Source organism: Paenibacillus sp. FW507-14B1B (assembly GCF_058781425.1).
This window is the reverse complement of the sequence record NZ_JBYSWS010000004.1, coordinates 304,458-322,781: the sequence shown is the minus strand read 5'-3', so window position 1 is coordinate 322,781 and position 18,324 is coordinate 304,458. Positions and strand designations below refer to the sequence as shown.

General features: G+C 45.5%; 14 protein-coding genes and 1 riboswitch. Of the genes, 6 read left to right on the top strand and 8 right to left on the bottom strand.

Annotation, left to right across the window (positions count from 1 at the left end; translation table 11 throughout):
• Window positions 1-229: 229 nt before the first annotated feature.
• From AC3WJJ_RS20175 to AC3WJJ_RS20165, 3 genes are all read left to right on the top strand, one after another.
• Window positions 230-556 (top strand): hypothetical protein, encoded by a 327-nt coding sequence (locus tag AC3WJJ_RS20175; protein ID WP_492543466.1) that lies wholly within the window; start codon window positions 230-232, stop codon window positions 554-556.
• A 48-nt stretch (window positions 557-604) separates the two neighbouring features.
• Entirely contained in the window at window positions 605-1,948 is a 1,344-nt protein-coding gene (locus AC3WJJ_RS20170; protein WP_422658709.1) for a hemolysin family protein, read from the top strand.
• Window positions 1,949-2,118: 170 nt separating this feature from the next.
• Entirely contained in the window at window positions 2,119-3,708 is a 1,590-nt protein-coding gene (locus AC3WJJ_RS20165) for a PTS sugar transporter (protein WP_492543465.1), read from the top strand.
• Window positions 3,709-3,806: 98 nt separating this feature from the next.
• Here the strand turns inward: AC3WJJ_RS20165 and AC3WJJ_RS20160 are convergent, their stop codons facing one another.
• From AC3WJJ_RS20160 to AC3WJJ_RS20125, 8 genes are all read right to left on the bottom strand, one after another.
• The gene (locus tag AC3WJJ_RS20160) at window positions 3,807-4,865 is read right to left on the bottom strand and encodes a hypothetical protein (protein WP_492543464.1); all 1,059 of its coding nucleotides are present in this window, start codon (window positions 4,863-4,865) and stop codon (window positions 3,807-3,809) included.
• Window positions 4,866-4,997: 132 nt separating this feature from the next.
• A complete protein-coding gene (fumC, locus tag AC3WJJ_RS20155) occupies window positions 4,998-6,386 on the bottom strand; it encodes a class II fumarate hydratase (protein WP_492543463.1) in 1,389 nt (462 codons plus the stop codon).
• Window positions 6,387-6,590: 204 nt separating this feature from the next.
• Entirely contained in the window at window positions 6,591-8,369 is a 1,779-nt protein-coding gene (cydC, locus tag AC3WJJ_RS20150) for a thiol reductant ABC exporter subunit CydC (protein ID WP_492543462.1), read from the bottom strand.
• Entirely contained in the window at window positions 8,366-10,117 is a 1,752-nt protein-coding gene (gene cydD / locus AC3WJJ_RS20145; protein ID WP_492543461.1) for a thiol reductant ABC exporter subunit CydD, read from the bottom strand. The genes cydC and cydD overlap by 4 nt, the downstream gene beginning before the upstream one ends.
• Complete coding sequence (gene cydB / locus AC3WJJ_RS20140; protein WP_492543460.1) at window positions 10,117-11,130, bottom strand: cytochrome d ubiquinol oxidase subunit II; 1,014 nt, start codon at window positions 11,128-11,130, stop codon at window positions 10,117-10,119. The genes cydD and cydB overlap by 1 nt, the downstream gene beginning before the upstream one ends.
• Entirely contained in the window at window positions 11,117-12,523 is a 1,407-nt protein-coding gene (locus AC3WJJ_RS20135; RefSeq protein WP_492543459.1) for a cytochrome ubiquinol oxidase subunit I, read from the bottom strand. The genes cydB and AC3WJJ_RS20135 overlap by 14 nt, the downstream gene beginning before the upstream one ends.
• Before the next feature lie 277 nt (window positions 12,524-12,800).
• A complete protein-coding gene (gene ade / locus AC3WJJ_RS20130) occupies window positions 12,801-14,591 on the bottom strand; it encodes an adenine deaminase (RefSeq protein ID WP_492543458.1) in 1,791 nt (596 codons plus the stop codon).
• Window positions 14,592-14,794: 203 nt separating this feature from the next.
• Window positions 14,795-14,896: riboswitch (purine riboswitch) on the bottom strand.
• 81 nt (window positions 14,897-14,977) lie between these two features.
• Window positions 14,978-15,685, bottom strand: a complete 708-nt coding sequence (locus AC3WJJ_RS20125; protein WP_492543457.1) for a sulfite exporter TauE/SafE family protein — start codon at window positions 15,683-15,685, stop codon at window positions 14,978-14,980.
• Between the two features lie 195 nt (window positions 15,686-15,880).
• Here AC3WJJ_RS20125 and AC3WJJ_RS20120 point away from each other — a divergent pair, with 195 nt between their 5' ends.
• The 3 genes from AC3WJJ_RS20120 (at window position 15,881) to gdhA (ending at window position 18,179) form a co-directional block, all read left to right on the top strand.
• A complete protein-coding gene (locus tag AC3WJJ_RS20120) occupies window positions 15,881-16,192 on the top strand; it encodes an antibiotic biosynthesis monooxygenase (RefSeq protein ID WP_492543456.1) in 312 nt (103 codons plus the stop codon).
• 295 nt (window positions 16,193-16,487) lie between these two features.
• Window positions 16,488-16,619 carry a DUF4023 domain-containing protein gene (locus tag AC3WJJ_RS20115; protein WP_422658720.1) on the top strand — a complete coding sequence of 44 codons (132 nt, stop codon included), beginning with the start codon at window positions 16,488-16,490 and terminating at the stop codon, window positions 16,617-16,619.
• Window positions 16,620-16,808: 189 nt separating this feature from the next.
• Window positions 16,809-18,179 (top strand): NADP-specific glutamate dehydrogenase, encoded by a 1,371-nt coding sequence (gene gdhA / locus AC3WJJ_RS20110; RefSeq protein WP_492543455.1) that lies wholly within the window; start codon window positions 16,809-16,811, stop codon window positions 18,177-18,179.
• Window positions 18,180-18,324 lie beyond the last annotated feature (145 nt).

Below are 18,324 nucleotides of genomic sequence, written 5' to 3'. Positions count from 1 at the left end.
GCCCCAAGCTATAGTTTTGTAAAGGCTTTCTCAAACGTGTAAGTTGACTCCTGTCTGGCCCCTGGATTTGACATAGGCACTTACTTTTTCTTATTATAGATTACATATACCTAAATTTAAGTGTACGATCGTCAAACAGCAATCTTTAGGTTAATGAATTGGTAATACCATTAAAGTTTATAGGAGTGAGAATCACGAATTGGACCCCATACGAAGGATAAGCAGATTCATGTACTTGGCACTTGGCTTAAGTGTCCTTGCCTCATCCACCTCCATTACAGGGGATGATCGATCCGATTCCGTTTTTGCAACTCAGGAATTGGCACTGGCTAAGAGTAATCGCGCCGCACCGGCACCGATCCCAACCAGTCCTGTACCGGAAAGGACGCTGACCGTTGCACCGCGCAAAGTGTATCTGATATCCACACGCATGAACTTCTTCAGTTTAAAGAGTGCTCACATCTTTCTGATTTTAAAGCACATGCTTCTTGAGCCCTTAAAGTTCAGGTCGAATTATGTAGATAGCCATGCATATTTGCGTCTTGCTTTGCAGTAAGCTATTAAAAAACAAATTCGTACCAGAAAAGAAAAGGATGTGTTTTGATTGGATGGCAATATAGGCCTAAATATATTTTTAGTTGTATTACTGATTGCTTTTACCGCTTTTTTCGTTATGACAGAGTTTGCGATTGTAAAGATCCGTACCAGTCGAATTGATCAACTCGTATTAGAAGGACGCAAGAACTCCCTTGCTGCCAAAAAAGTAATTTCAAATCTGGATGGTTACCTGTCTGCGTGTCAGTTAGGTATTACGATTACAGCCCTCGGCCTCGGTTATTTAGGTGAGAGCACATTCGAAGTGATCTTCCATTCCTTGTTTGATAAGCTGGGCATACCTACGGAGTTCGCAGGAGCTCTTTCATTTGTTTTTGCGTTTATCTTTATGACATATATTCACGTAGTTATTGGTGAACTTGCACCAAAGACCCTTGCCATTCAAAAGGCAGAAATGATTACACTCATGACGGCGAAGCCGATCATTGCGTTCTATCGCCTGATGTACCCGTTTATCTGGGTACTTAACGGCTCAGCTAACGGCCTTGTCCGTATTTTCGGTCTTCATCCGGCGAGCGAGCATGAAGAGGCTCACTCCGAAGAAGAGCTTCGCATGATCCTGAGCGATAGCTATGAGAGCGGAAAGATTAACCAAAGTGAATACGGCTACGTTAGCCGGATCTTCGCTTTTGACGACTTGCTTGCTAAGGAAATTATGGTGCCTCGTACCGATATGGTATGCCTTTATGTAGATAAGCCTCTTGCTGCTAACCTGCAGATTATTAAAAGAGAGCAGTATACTCGTTTCCCTGTTGTTCGCGGAGACAAGGACCAAGTTGTCGGCATGGTAAATACGAAGCAATTCTTCCTTGAGTTCGATGATAATTCCAACATTGATCTCACGAAGCTAATTCATCCAGCTATGACGGTATCTGAAGCCATTCCAATCAAGAAATTGCTCAAGAAGATGCAACAAGAAGGCACGCACATGGCCGTCTTGATTGATGAATACGGTGGTACCTCCGGTATGATTACGATTGAGGATATCTTGGAGGAGATCGTTGGTGAAATCCGTGATGAGTTCGATGATGATGAAGAACGCGATCTGCTTCAACCCGAGCCGAATCGTCTCATTGTGGACGGGAAGGTTTCGATCAATCGTGTGAACGATCTATTACAATCGGATTTGAACACCGATGACTTGGATACGATCGGTGGATGGTTGTACGGTCACAACTCCGAACTTGTTAAGGGTGACAGTTGGACGTACCGTGATCTGACTTTTACCGTGTTAGAGAAGAAGACACACCGTTACACGAAATTGGAAATTCTCAAAGAAGCAACAGAGCAGCAAGAAGCCGAAGCGGCAGCCGCTTTAACAGAGAACGAATAATATAGCCTATGAGATGCCGGGTGGAGAATCTTTTCTCCACCCGGCATCTTTTAGTTATGAATGTGTTATCCCCCTCAGCTACATAGACTTCAATTTTCTCCCTTTAATAGAGTACAACAGTACTGTAATATAGTATATTATGCTCAATTTAGATGGGGGATAGGGTAGAGATGCATCGACAAATCGCAATTATAGGAAGCAGTGGAGGAAACCTCTACAATCTGGGTGGTAAAGAACCGCAAAAGTTGCTGGAAGAAATACTACTGCAAATGGAAAGCGCCGGCCTGTCTTGTGCAGCACTCCAATTTATCGCTGCGCAGGCTTCTATGGACTCGGCCAAGGAAACAACGCTTGCCACATTATATAGTTGGAGCATATCCCAAGGGGCTCCGGTCGTTATAGCGGAAGGGACCCTACAGGAGATCAATGAAACCGCCAAACACCTGGATCGTGAAATCGCGGAACAGATCGAACTCGGTGAAATTGAAGGTCTGATTGTGATGAGCGCAGATCCGGAGAACTCCAACCGTCATACTTTTGAAGCAGCTGCGAAACACCACCTGCCTGTCACAGGCACTGGGGGCACCTCCATGGCTATGCTCCAGTCCAAAGGAGTCCGTGTTATCTCGGCTTCAGGTACTACAGGCACAACGAACCGTACACGCGCTGTTGCATTCGTTACCTCTCTATCTAAGCATTGGAGATTATCCTATCGTCCGGTTATCGGTGGCACAGCAGCATCGGCTATCAACGCAACATCAAACACATCACCGTGGAAGCGGATTAATATTCGGGGAATCATGATGGCATCCCTACCCGGCTTTATCGGAATGGCTCTGATTCTGGCAGCCAGCAAAATTCCCGGTCTTTCAGCTCTCACCTCTATATTCGACCTTATGATTAAAGCACTACCGGTTATCGTTGCTGTTATTGCAGCGAAACAAATATCAGAACTCGACGAAGTATCCATCGTTGCCGGAATTGTTGCTGGTGTTCTGTCCGTGGAAGGCGGACTTATCGGCGGCTTAATTGGTGGAATCGGAGCAGGTCTGATCGTCCACTACGTATTCCGTAAATGTGTAGAATGGCGTTTCCCAGCTACTACGGTTAATATTGTTGCCGGCGGTGTATCCGGTCTGATCGCTGGATTATTCGTTTATTTCCTCATTGCACCCGTGGCATTGTCTGCAGGAGAGGGAATTCGATTTCTGATTGAGACACTGGTCTCCTGGAACCCTGCCATCGCAGGTCTGATTGCTGGAATTCTGATCTGGCCTGCAATTATTGGCGGCGTATATCATGCAGCTATTCTACCGATCGTATTGCTGGAGATGGAACTCACAAGTAACAGCTTCCTTGGAGCCGTGGATATGGTAGGTCTCGTTATGGTATCTGCCGGTATTACACTTGCTAATATTATCGCTCCACGCGATAAAGGAGAAGCAGCCGTAGCTGCACCCGGATTTGCAATTAATATGGGATTCGGCACGTTTGTTGAAGCTGCCTATCCATTCATGTTCTCGAACAAGCTGGTATTTGCCGGTGCAATTGCCTCTGCTGGGCTCGGTGGTCTTCTTGTCGGTATGTTCGAGGTGAGAGGAACTGCATATGTACCTTCATTCCTAGGACCGGTAACTTCCAACAATACCTCCGGCTTTCTGATCTCGATGGCGGCGAGCCTGCTCTGTTCATTCTTGATTACATTCTTCGTGAACAAACTGTCTGTATATCGAGAATCTAAACAGACGTTAAGCATGTAGGCAATGACTGAGAATATAAAGCGATAATATCAAAACTCCCTCCGTACGTTTTTATGGCACGGAGGGAGTTTCTTATATGGATTATGATAATCTCAAGCCTAATTCTTAGTTAAATCACGGATCTCCAAGCTGCTTGCCGATGTAATCTCTGAAATATCATCCACTCTGAATATATGTGTCTGTTTCCCTTCATTAAATCCTTGATCGAAAGTCCCCTTTTCAAGCTTCTTCATATTACCAGGGGTGTTCAATTCGGCTGGGTAGTAGTCAATCTCTAGTGCAGTGTCCCCTTTCATCATCACTTCAGGCATGCGCTGGATCAGCTCCAATACGCGTTCCTTCTCTGCATCTAAGTTATCTGATGTAAGATCGGCAAATACCGTCAAATTGACGAGCTGACTGCTAACAGATATCCCCTTCTCGCCGCCCAGGTTATTGTAATCTTTCTCGACAACTTGGTTATTATCGGCGTTAACCCATGTATAAATAAATGCCTGATTAGGATAAAATTCATCCATTACTGGTGATAATTTATCCTTGAGCTGATGCGACCAAAGCGCATTCAAGTATCCATCATTCGAAATAATCGGAGGATTACCGTTACTACTATCAAGGCTAAACTCCAAGTCAGGGTTCTGTTTAGGGTGTGCCTTTAGAGAGTAAGAGCCAATCGCCCATATATATTTCACTTCCGAAACCACAAAGGGTTCGTTGTATCTGTTCTCCAAGTAGCTTTCGGCTGCTTCTTGAACTACCTTTTTCTCTGCAGTTGTTTTGGAGAATGGAGCCATCCCTTGCGTATAACCCCCATAAACGGTAACGATAAAAATAACCAAACCAATCACGGTCCGCAGGCCGATCTTCCACGAAGAGGAAAGCTGTCGTTCTCTGCGCTGTGCTTTATTCGGATCTATAAAATTTCTTCGTCTGAAATACATGAGCGTTACAATGATCCCCACACTATGCACGAGCAGTGCAAAAGGCAATATAATAACCCCTAGAAATCCGAGTGTCATAAAAAAAGTGTAAAGTGAGATACCCTGGAGTGCCATTAGAATAACAGCACCTACAATCATTCCTGGCGTTCCAATATAGAACATGCCCAGTCCCGTAAAGACTAGAGAAAGAAGTGCAGCAATCCACTGGTGTTTTTTCAATGTACCATCCATCCTTCAGCCAAAAATTAGTCGATCCCGTTCCATTAGAAGTTCTTATTATACAGCAGCACTTATAACAAATAAAGAACCCAGCATCACCGTGGTGATACTGGGTTCTTCAATCAACTTACTCTATTCCTTCGGGTGAATCATCTCTTCCGGTCTCACGATTCGGTCGAATTCCTCGCCGCTGAGCAGCCCACTCTGCACTGCCGCTTCCCGCAGGGTTAATCCCTCCTTATGGGCCTTCTTGGCAATACTCGCTGCATTCTCATAGCCGATATGAGGATTGAGCGCAGTCACCAGCATAAGCGAACGCTCCATGTTGCCTCGAATGACATCCAGATTAGCCTCAATCCCTGCAGCACAGTTTCGATTGAAGGATTCCATAGCATCACCAAGAAGGCGGGCCGATTGAAGGAAGTTGTAGATAATGACCGGCTTGAATACGTTCAGCTCAAAATTCCCTTGGCTAGCCGCAAAGCCAATCGCCGCGTCATTGCCCATCACCTGGCAGACAACCATGGTTAATGCCTCACTCTGGGTCGGGTTCACCTTGCCTGGCATGATGGAACTGCCCGGCTCGTTCGCCGGGATGCTCAACTCCCCAATACCAGAGCGTGGACCACTAGCCAGCCAGCGTACATCATTCGCAATCTTCATCAAATCGGCCGCGAGTGCTTTGAGGGCTCCATGAGCAAACACCAACTCATCATGACTGGTTAGTGCATGGAATTTATTCTTAGCACTTGTAAAGCTCTTGCCAGTTTCCTTACTGATCTCCGTGGCTGTCATATCACCGAAGTCCGGATGAGCATTAATCCCGGTTCCAACAGCAGTACCACCGATCGCAAGCTCTCGCAGCGGCTCCATTGAGGAAGCAAGCATAAGCTCACATTTCTCCAACATCCGATGCCAACCACTAATCTCCTGTCCCAGCGTCAGCGGGGTCGCATCCTGCAGGTGGGTACGTCCGATTTTGATCAAATCCTGATATTCTTCAGCCTTTTCGGCCAGTGTATACTTCAATCGTTGCAGTGCTGGGAGAACTTCTTCTTCCACAGCAATTAGTGCTGCCATATGCATTGCTGTAGGGAAGGTGTCGTTCGAGCTTTGTGATTTATTGACATCATCATTCGGATGGATGGTGTGCGAGAGGCCTTTCTCTTGGAGCAACTGATTTCCCCGGTTAGCAATCACTTCATTCATATTCATGTTGGACTGAGTGCCACTACCCGTCTGCCATACGACAAGGGGGAAATGATCATCCCACTTTCCACCCCTAATCTCATCAGCCGCAGCTGCGATGGCACCGGCTTTATCCTTATCCAGCTTTCCAAGCTTGGCATTAACTGTTGCCGCACTCTTCTTCAGAATAGCGAAAGCCCGGACAATCTCAACTGGCATCCGTTCCGTACCAATCCGGAAATTTTCGAAACTCCGCTGAGTTTGGGCAGCCCACAGCTTATCTGCTGGTACCTTGATCTCACCAAGGGTGTCTTTCTCAATACGGTAATCCATCTCATTGTCCTCCTCTGGCATAAATAGAATGATGCAGTACTCATAAATATTTTGAAAAAAAGTAATTCTTACGATGCCTTATAATTGTCTCTTACCCTATTATGGCACAGTCTCAACCTATAAAGACCTGTACAAAGACCATTTGTAAAAAAGAGAGCCATCCCAAGAAGGGCTGACTCTCTTCATCCATTATCATATCGTTTATTACACAAGTGGACGATCTAGCTCATACAGATGGCGATAACGTGGATAACGCTCAAGCAATTGTGCATGCGTGCCGCGCATGACAATGCGGCCCTCTTCCATAAATACAATCTCATCCATATGCTCTACACCAACCAGATGATGTGTCACCCAGATCAGCGTTTTACCCTGCAGGCTTGTGAACATCGTGGACAATAGTTCGCGTTCCGTCTTCGGATCAAGCCCGACTGTCGGTTCATCGAGAATAACAACCGGTGTATCCTGCAGCAAAATACGCGCTAATGCTACACGCTGCCGTTCTCCGCCAGAGAAACGCTGTCCAGTCTCCTGCATTCGGGTTTCAAGCCCTTCTGGCAAAGATTCTACAAGATCACCAAGCCGCGCTCGCTGAACAGCATCTCGAAGTTCTTCATCGGAAGCATCTAACTTACCCAAACGAATGTTATTCGCAAGCGTTGTGTCGAACAGATGTGGGCTTTGATTCAGCACGGACACTACCGAAGCGATCCCATCTCCAAAAAGGGAAGCATCCGTACCATTGATCGTAACGCGCCCTTCTGATGGAGACAATACGCCTTGGATTAGACCCAGTAGTGTCGACTTACCTGCACCAGATCTGCCAATCACAGCTACCTTGGACCCTTGATTAATGCTTAGTGATAGCTCACTAACAGCACTAACAGCCATCTGGTCAGCAGCGTCACCATGTCCCACGTAACGGAAAGACACATGATCTACATCAACGTGAACTCCGCCCTTCGCAATAGCCGATGCTTCCTCTCTAGTCATACCATGCTGGTTATTTCTATCCGCATCTGCTCTCGGAACTTCTTCCTTAATCGCATTTAACCGCTGAATAGACTGCTCATACTGTGGAATCCGTTCTATCGCTTCAGAGATTGGCAGGAATGCATCCATTAACGGAAACACAACAAGCACAAATGCAGCGATAAGCGTCACATCAATACGGCCATCAGCATATTGCTGACTTGACCACGCGATCATGGATAGCACAACGGCAGCCACGACACACTGACTAATAAAACCGCGAACCCGGCCCCATCGTTTTAAGGATCGATCTGTACGGTCTACACTGGCCTCATCTTGTTCATATCCCGTAAGGAAATCCTGTTGACGACCGCTGATGAACCATTCACCCATACCAAGTACGGCATCCGTGAGTTTCTGATAGAGCGCAGCACGCTCCTTCTTCATGGCAAGATTCTTACGCTTCGTTATAAGCAGTGAAGCAATTGGCAAGATAAACAGAAGGAGAAACACATAGGCAGCCATGAGCAATGCAAACATGGGATCGAATAAGCCAATCGCAATAATAGCACCACCATAGAGCACCAAGGCAACGATGGCTGGGAACACAGTTCGGATGTAAACATCTTGTAAGTGTTCAATATCATCAGCAAGCACACCAAGTAGATCACCTGTCTTAAAGCGAGCGGAGAATCGCAGTGCCTGAGGCTCCAACAGATGATATAACCGGACACGCATTTTGGATAATATCCGCAAGATTGTATCATGTCCCACTAGCCGCTCTACATAGTGAACAACTGCCCGACTAATCCCAAAGGTTCGCACGCCAACAACGGGCACATACACCATCAGGATATTCTCCGGTCTAAGTGCTGACTTCGAGATCAAGTATCCCGAAGTAAACATGAGCATCGACGCGGACAGAATGGTCAGCACACCTAGGATCACAATCAGCAGAAACCGCCAGAAATTAGCCGTTACATACGGACGAAACCACTGTTCCTGCTTCAATGTACTCCCTCCCATTGCGATGTGATGAGGCCGTAATACACACCTTTACGTGCCATTAACTCTTCATGTGTGCCTGATTCAGCAAGCCGCCCCTGATCCATCACCAGAATGTAATCCATTTCCGTCATCCAGTGAAGACGATGCGTTGCAAGGAATACCCACTTATCTTTAAAGAACGAGGCTAACGTCTCTTTCAGCTCATATTCGGTTTCGATATCCAGATGCGCGGTTGGCTCATCCAGTAACAGAACAGGACGCTGACTTAAAAAAGCCCTCGCCATAGCAACCCGCTGCGCCTGTCCTCCGCTTAAACTGCGACCCCCACCGCCAATCATTTCATTCAATCCGTTGGGCAGTGATTTAACCAAGCTGGACAATCCGGCTGCTTCCACAGCCCGCTCCACCTCTTCATCAGAGGCATTCGGAGCATAAAACCGAATATTATCAGCCAGTGAGCAGCCGAATAAATACGGATGCTGAGGAATATAGGTCATATGGCTGCGCCATTCTTTAGAAGCGGTATTGCGGAGCTTTACGCCATCGAGAACAACTTCACCACTGCTCGGCGCAAGAAATCCACCTAAAATATCAATGAGTGTAGATTTACCAGCTCCACTCTCCCCAACAATACCGATCGATGCTCTGCCCTTTAAGCGGAAGCTAACGTCCGCTAGAGATGCAGGTCCTTCCTCGTCATGATGCATACCTATACCAGACAAGCTCAGCTCACTATCTTCCTTCCACGTCAGCTGAGGCAAAGGCTCATTGTCCACTCCCGTCCCTATATCCTCGTTCAATCCTTCACTAGTCTCATCCTTGATCATCTCTTGGATCGCTTCACCTGCTTGTTTGCCGTCTAATGTAGCGTGGAAATCCGCCCCTACCATACGAACAGGCAAGAAATACTCAGGTGCAAGAACAAGAATCGTCAGTGCAGGCAGCAGATCCAGACTGCCATGAATGAGTCGTAATCCGAGATTTACAGCTACCACTGCAACAGACAACATCGTGAAGAAATCGAGTGCAAAAGACGAGAGAAACGCAACGCGAAGTGTACGCATTGTAGCCTTTCGGTAGCTCTCACTTACCTGCCCTATGCTCTCACCATGTCTCTTACTTTGACCTAGAAACTTCAGCGTCACGAGTCCACGGAGTGAATCTACAAAATGATTAGACAACATACGATACGTATGTAGCTGCCGCTCTGTCTGTTTACGTGCAGCAAGGCCAACCAGAATTAGAAATACGATCAGAATCGGCATCGTCACAAGCAGAATGACTGCTGAAATACGATCAATATAGAATACATACAGCCAGACCAATGCAGGTGTAAAAGCGACCCCCATCATACGGGGTATGGTCAGTTCTACATACTTTCGAAACTTGGATATACCCTCTAGCACAAGCGTAACCACATTACCTGTTCCTTCGGACCGGACAAATCTTGGGCCCATATGGAACAGCTTATCCATGAGCTGCTTTCTCAGGTCCGTGCCCGTTTCCTCAGCGAACCGTTGTGCCACGCCCTGTTGCACGAGTCCAATACCGTGACGTGCCAGAAAAGCAAGCAGGAACAATACCATTGTCATGTATTGTTCCTGTAAAGAGGATCCGGCAAACAGGGCGGAGATAACCTCCGCCAACCATTTTGCCTGTAATATGATGGCCATGCTTTGTGCCAGGGTACATATGGCAACGACGAGAAAAACCGTCTTAACTCCTTTGTATCCCAGCAGATCTTTACCCATCAGTACTCTAAATGCTCCTTCTCATGTACCCGTTTATGGAAAACGAAGTAACTCCAAATTTGGTATCCCAGAACGAATGGCAACAGCGTTACTGCCACAATTGTCATAATCTTCAAAGAGTACTGTCCTGAAGCGGCATTGTGAATCGTCAGGTCGAACGCGCTGTTGATCGAGCTGATCATTACACGCGGGAACAACCCAATGAATACGGACATCACGGACAGAGCAATAACAGCTCCAGTCATACCGAATGCCCAGCCATCTTTTTTAATTTTCATAAAATAACCAGCTAACAAGAATGCAATCACACCTACAACCAGCATGATGGATAATAATCCACCACGAACCTCAAACACATCTGTCATGAAATACGTCATGATTCCAAATAGAAGTAGAAGTGCAGCAACTGGGATCAACAAGCGACGAGCCATAATGCGAGCACGTTCTTGTAAATCACCTACGGTGCGAAGGGTTGTAAACATCAATCCATGCAGTAAGCATAGCATAACAACGGTCACACCGCCTACTACGGTGTACAGATTAACAACATCGAAGAATCCAGCATTCATCTGCATCGCTTCGTCAATCGGCAGACCTTGAATCAAGCAGGCAAATACAACACCTAGTAAGAATGGTGGCAAGATACTCCCTGCGAAAATAGCGATATCCCACACCTTTTTCCACCGTGCATCCCCGACTTTACCACGAAATTCAAAGGCAACTCCACGTCCGATCAAAGCAAGCAAGAGGAATACTAGCGGAATATAGAATCCACTAAAAAGCGTTGCATACCAGTTCGGGAAGGCGGCAAACATTGCGCCACCTGCCGTGAGCAGCCATACTTCATTCGCATCCCAGAAAGGACCAATGGAGTTAATGAGAACTCGCCTTTGGCTATCATTTTTGGCTAAGAACTGTGTAGACATACCTACACCGAAGTCGAAACCTTCCAAGAAGAAAAACCCGATAAACAGAACGGCAACTAGTACGAACCACAACTCATTTAGAGACATTGCCGTATCCCTCCTTATTGAATGGGTCAGCTGCATTGTGATCGTCTTCTTCCGCAGCAAATGGCCCTTTCTTAATTACTTTAACGAACAGATAAGCCATTACCGCAGCCAATACAGCGTAAATCGTGCTGAATGCAATGAGTGAGAACAGGATGGAACCTGCGCTTACATTCGGTGAAATACTATCTGCTGTCTGAATTAATCCGAAAACAGTCCAAGGTTGACGTCCAATTTCTGTCATAATCCATCCAGCTGTATTTGCGATGAACGGCAGTGAAATACTAAACAGCAATGCATACCAGAACCATTTTCCTGCTTTTTCTACTTTCTTACGGAACGTCAGCCATGCGCCATACAAGCCCAGCAGAATCATAGCGGAACCCGCAGCAACCATGATACGGAAGCTCCAGAATGTCGTGCGAACTGGCGGAATGTAGTCCCCAGGTCCATACTGCTGCTCATACTGTGCCTGCAATTCTTTCATCCCGATAACTTCACCAGAGAATTTGCTGTAGGACAGGAAGCTAAGCAGATAAGGAACTTTAAATTCTGCCTTATTTGTCTGATTCTCCGGATCAATCGAGGCAACAACCGTCCAAGGAGCCGGGTCATCACTCGTTTCCCACAAAGCTTCTGCAGCAGCCATCTTCATAGGCTGTGTATCAACCAAGTACTGTGCTTGTTGGTGGCCGTAGACAGCAACGAGCACGGAAGAGATAAGCGCGACAATAATTGCAATGTTAAATGATTTTTTGAAAAACTCGATATCTTTCTTCTTAAGCAACTTATATGCACTAACACCCGTAATCAAGAATGCACCTGTAGCCAGTGCACCAAAGATCGTATGCGGGAACTCAACCAAGAGCTGACCATTTGTAATAATGGCTAGGAAATCATTCATTTCCGCACGTCCATTATTAATCTCAAATCCGACCGGACGCTGCATGAACGAGTTAGCAGCCAAGATCCAGAATGCTGACATCAGCGTACCGAAGGATACGAGCCATATGCTAAGCAAGTGAACTTTCTTGGACACACGGTCCCATCCGAAAATCCAAAGACCGATAAACGTAGATTCTAGGAAAAACGCAAGCAATGCTTCAATGGCAAGCGGTGCTCCAAACACATCCCCGACAAACCGGGAGTAGTCGGACCAGTTCATACCAAACTGGAATTCTTGCAATATACCTGTAACGACCCCGACAGCAAAGTTAATGAGGAACAGTTTCCCCCAGAATTTTGCCATCTTCTTGTATATTTCCTTGCCCTTGACGACATACATCGTCTCCATTATGGCAATCAGAAACGCCAAACCGATGGACAACGGAACAAAGATGAAATGAAAAATGGTTGTCGAAGCGAACTGAATTCGCGCGAGCATAACCGGATCCATAATATACCCCTTCCTTTTGGTCACGTAATAATGCTTCAAAATTTATCTTTAATTATTTTCGCAGACCGCCGTTATAAGAATTGTGATCTTTATCACATATAAGCAACTTGAAAGGGGTTAAATAGTTATGAATTTGTGACGAAAATCACGTTGTTGTCAAAAATAAAAAAAGTCACCTTTTAAAGGTAACTCTTATGACTATATTTGCTACAAAAACATAAGAAGAGTTGCCCAATCTAGGACAACTCTTCCGCCTTATACGGTTGTTAAACTTTACTTAAATTTCTGTCTCAATTAATTTGAATTCCGTCACATCAGCCAAGCCACGGTTCGTAATACGAATATCTGGAATGACTGGCAAAGCGATCAATGAAAAGGTCATAAAAGGTGCATTTAGTGGACAACCAAGCTCTTTCCAAGCTTCTTCCATTGCCACCACTTCAGCCGCTACGGTCTCAAGCGGACGGTCTGCCATGAGTCCAGCTACAGGCATAGCTACTTTGGCAAGCACTTTACCGTCTTGTACAACAACCATCCCTCCGCCACATGCAGCAAGCTCGTTAGCTGCAAATGCCATATCTTCAGGATTCGCCCCCATGACAAGCAGGTTATGGCTGTCATGAGCTACCGTAGAAGCTACGGCACCGGATTTGATCTGGAATCCATTAGCGAATCCAAGAGAAATCTGTCCTGTTCCTTTATGCCGTTCAATACATGCAATCCGAATAATATCCTGTGCCGGATCTGGCTGAATAATACCATCGACTACCGGAAGGGATGCCGTTACTTTAGCAGTACGAGCACTATTCTCAATCGCACCTACGACATTGACCCGGGTCTGATCCGCATGTTTTTTGCTACGGAGTAGAAAATCATCGGCTACAAGTGGCCTTTGAAGTCGTACGGAGCTTCGAGCTTCGGCTGGATATTCATAAACCGGGAATTCCTTCACGATCTTACCGGATTCAGCAACGATCTCACCATCTGCAATAACAAGTGAAGGCATCATCTGTTGCAAGTCATCAATGAGCAGAATATCTGCCGATTTGCCTGGCGCGATACTTCCAATGTCCTTATCCATTCCAAAGTAACGAGCGACATTGATTGTACCCATCTGAATCGCAGTAACCGGATCAACACCTTCTTCAATCGCTCGGCGTACAACATGATTCAGGTGGCCCAAATTCAGAAGCGTCATTGGATATACATCATCGGTGACAAGGGTAATATTATCTGTACGTACCTTATCTTCTGTAACGACTTTTATAACTTCCTTCACGTCATGCCATGCGGAGCCTTCACGAATCATCAAATGCATACCAAGGCGAACCTTCTGCAATGCCTGCTCACGGGTTACTGTCTCATGACAAGAATCCACACCCGAAGCTAAATAGGCTTGTAGCATACGCTCATCGTCTGATGGGAAATGCCCTGTGACAGCTTTACCCGCCTTAAGCGTTGCTTCAATCTCACCACACATCGTCTCATCACCAAATACGACACCAGGGAAATTCATAACCTCGCCAAGGCCTTCCACGCCCGGCCATTTCAATCCTGCTTCGATATCAGCTACCCCAAGGGCTGCACCGGCGTCTTCAAGATCTGTGGTTGCAGGCACACATGAAGGGAACGTCGTAAATACTTTAAGTGGAAGTTGTTGTCCCTCCTCATGCATCCAGCGCACACCATCTGAGCCAAATACGTTCGCAATCTCATGCGGGTCCATAAAAATAGCCGTTGTGCCTTTTGCCATCGCCGCTTTAGCAAATTCCGTTACCGTCAGCATCGTGCTCTCTACATGCATATGTCCATCCAGCAGACCTGGAGTGATATACCGTCCATTTGCCTGGATCACTTTTGTATGTTCACCAATGGTATGATCTGCTTGACCGATGTATGCGATTCTACCAAATGCAATTGCGATATCTACATGCTCTTGAAGTTCTCCGGTAAACACATTGACCAATGTACCATCTTTGATCACGGTTTCTGCCGCTGCCTTCCCCATTGCGATCTGTCCGAGTTGATAACTAACCTCGTAACGCTTCTGTCTCTTCTGCGAACTCATGTATGACACTCCCTTATTCAAATATAAAGTCATCTAGCTACAGGCTTCCCTTTGAACACACACAAAATAACCCGGACAGCGTCTTCTGTCCGGGTTATCGACCATACACGAAAAAGAGAGATTATGGAAGTCGATCTATGCGTTTTATAGAACAGGCACAGCATCTATTCCTGTGGCCCTGATTTCTGTTATTCACATGATGTTTATTCTCTCATCTTCTATGTAGTCAAGTCATTTACGGTAACCTGGTAGAGACGCCTGAGCCTTATTCTCTGGCATATACATAAAAATCTTTTTAGTTGTTGTATGCATTATAATCCTTTAGGAACGTAAGTCAATAGAATGGGATTTTATTCAAAAAATCAGATTATTATTGATGCTCACTTTTATAATAGAAGATATATGCCCGTACTGACCAACAGAATATAGGTAAGCACTTTGAAAATTCGGGGATTAAGCCATTTAAAGACGATCTGACCTAGAAATAATCCGAGAAACACCATTGGAATGGCAAATAAGCTGGATGTCCACACCGTTTGATTCGTTCCAGCCAATAGGGTCTGACTCATCAGACTAATCGCATAAATAAATAGATAAAAGGCTAGCGTTGTAGCCCTAAGCTTCGATTTCTCCGTATCAGTTCCTGTAAAGTAGAGTAATAATGGTGGACCAGGCATGCCAATACTAGTCGTTAGTACACCGGATAACCCACCAACAACAAAGTCTCTGGCTGATGTACGCTGGATCTTGAAATTACACATTAGTAGTAGAGTTAATAAAAGAAGAAGAACACCAAGCCCTAACTTCAGAGCATTGATATCCATCATCATAAAGACGAGAATGCCAAGAGGTACCCCCGCGATACTCCCTACCACAACTCTTTTTAAAAGTCTGATATCAATATCATGCCTGATCTTCCATATTAATGATACGGAAATAAGCAGCGATAATATGATATTAATCTGTATCGCTTCATTCGGCAGGAAGATCATGAGCAAGAAAGGAGTTGCCATAATAGAGAATCCAAAACCTGTGCTGACTTGAAGAATAGAGGCTAATAATACAATAGCTGCAAAAGCAAACATCGTTCCCACAAAAACATCCCTCCTAAGTGAGATGACTGCATCCTCTTATTTTATCATTTATAGAAGGTTAAAAGAGCCTCATTTCAAAACACACCTGCTTGCTTGGATGAAATGACCATCTCCGCTAAGGTATAATAGACATGCAATTATAACCCTAATAACCGGCTAAGATTAGCCGGATTACAAGCCTAAGGAGGAACAAATATGCTGGTCGTAACGAACTCAATCAAAGTCAAACCAGGGCACGGCAAAGAACTGTCCGAACGGTTCGCACAGGCAAAGGGTGTACAGGAAATGCCGGGGTTCATCCGAATGGAAGTATGGCATGAAGCCAAGGAAGGCGCGGAAGCCGAAGAACTCAAGGTTTGCACCGTATGGGAGAACGAAGACGCATTTAAAGGCTGGACTTCCAGCGAATCGTTCCGTCAATCTCACCGTGGAGGCGGGAGTGAGTACATTCTGAGCGCATCCCTGAATAAATATGAACTGCTTGTGAGCAACCCACCAATCGCTTAAACCTTAAAAAACCCGCGGAAAGCTTAGACTTCCCGCGGGTTTTTATGGTTAGATGCGATTCTATTTTAGCAACTTACCTGATACTTATTTCGCACTTTTCGACTCTGTTTTCACAAAAAAGAGCGCTGTCATCACTCTTTTTTCAAAGGTCGATAGGAAAGTTTTATGACCGGGGTAAACTTCATGGAATGTCTACATGAAAATTCAAAATATCTATACAAATTTACGCAATGGGAAATAGTAAATGAGCACGCGAAAGACACTAAACAGACCCACTTCAAAGGAGGATTTTAGCGTGGAAAACACACATGAGTTTGTTGAAAAGATGAAATCAAATGCCGAAAAAGCGCGTCACAACAAGGAAAACCACGGTAAGGGAAGTCCCAATTCCAAATTACCAACAAAACAACATGGAACCAATAAGTAACGTAACGAATGCACAACGTGGCGATCCTTTGGATCGCTTTTTTTGCACTAATCGTATAATTTCTGAAAGCATTTTTTAGGTAAAAATGTATAAATAATTATTCACGATGTATAAATTGAAACTTGCAAGGATGCTGAATATTTGATAAATACAACATAATACATATTTATGAGAGAGGTGGACCTGTACATGAATCTTACTGCACAACAATCGCAAGAAGCGGTATCTTACGTCCAATCCATATTCGAGACAGTACAAAAGCGTAACCCTAATGAGTCTGAATTCCATCAGGCTGTGAAAGAAATTCTGGATTCACTCGTTCCAATCCTCACAAAATATCCACAGTACCAAGAAGCTGGAATTTTAGAAAGACTCGTTGAGCCAGAGCGTGTCATCACATTCCGTGTTCCTTGGGTAGACGACAAAGGTAAAGTTCAGGTTAACCGCGGTTATCGTGTTCAGTTCAACAGCGCGATCGGACCGTACAAAGGCGGCCTCCGCTTCCACCCTTCTGTTAACGTAAGCATCATTAAATTCCTCGGCTTTGAACAAATTTTGAAAAACTCCCTGACAGGTCTTCCTATCGGCGGCGGCAAAGGCGGCTCCGACTTCGATCCTAAAGGCAAATCCGATAATGAAATCATGCGTTTCACACAAAGCTTCATGACGGAGCTATATAAGTATATTGGTCCTGATACTGACGTACCTGCTGGTGATATCGGTGTAGGTGCACGTGAAATCGGTTATATGTTTGGTCAATACAAACGTATCCGTGGTGGTAACGAAGCTGGTGTTCTGACTGGTAAATCCATTCAGTACGGTGGAAGCTTGGGACGCCCTGAAGCAACAGGCTATGGTTGTGTGTATTTCGTAGAAGAAATGCTGAAATCCAAGGACATGAGCTTTGAAGGCCAGACGGTTGTTGTATCCGGATCCGGTAACGTGTCCATCCACGCGATCGAAAAGGCACACCAACTCGGCGCAAAAGTAGTAGCATGCAGTGACTCCAGCGGTTATATCTATGATCCTGAAGGTATCTGCCTTGAAACACTTCGTCGCCTTAAAGACGTTGAAAGAAAACGCGTAAGCGAATATGTTAAAGAGCACCCACGTGCTACTTTCACTGAAGGCTGCCAGGGTATCTGGACGATCCCTTGTGATATTGCCCTTCCATGTGCTACGCAAAACGAAATCAACGAATCAGACGCTGCGATCCTCGTATCCAACGGCGTAAAAGCGATCGGTGAAGGTGCTAACATGCCATCTACACTTGAAGCGATTGACCTCTTCTTGAAGAACAATGTACTGTTCGGACCTGCAAAAGCAGCAAACGCTGGTGGCGTAGCTGTATCCGCACTGGAAATGTCCCAGAACTCGATGAGATTGTCTTGGACCTTCGAAGAAGTGGACAACAGACTTCACCTCATCATGAAGAACATCTATGAGAACAGTGTGCAAGCGGCTGAAGAATTCGATTGCGCTGGTAACCTTGTTGTAGGTGCTAACATTGCTGGTTTCCGTAAAGTAGCAGACGCTATGCTCGCTCAAGGTATTGTTTAAAGACTAGCAAGGTTTCAATGCATACCCTGTGCTCTTGGTTTCAGATTGTAGGCAAAGTCCAATGGAAGCTGATTACACACATCAGGTTAAGCGGTATCCATCATCTTCTGTTTGACTTTGTCATCAGCCTGAGACCTTGGCAGTA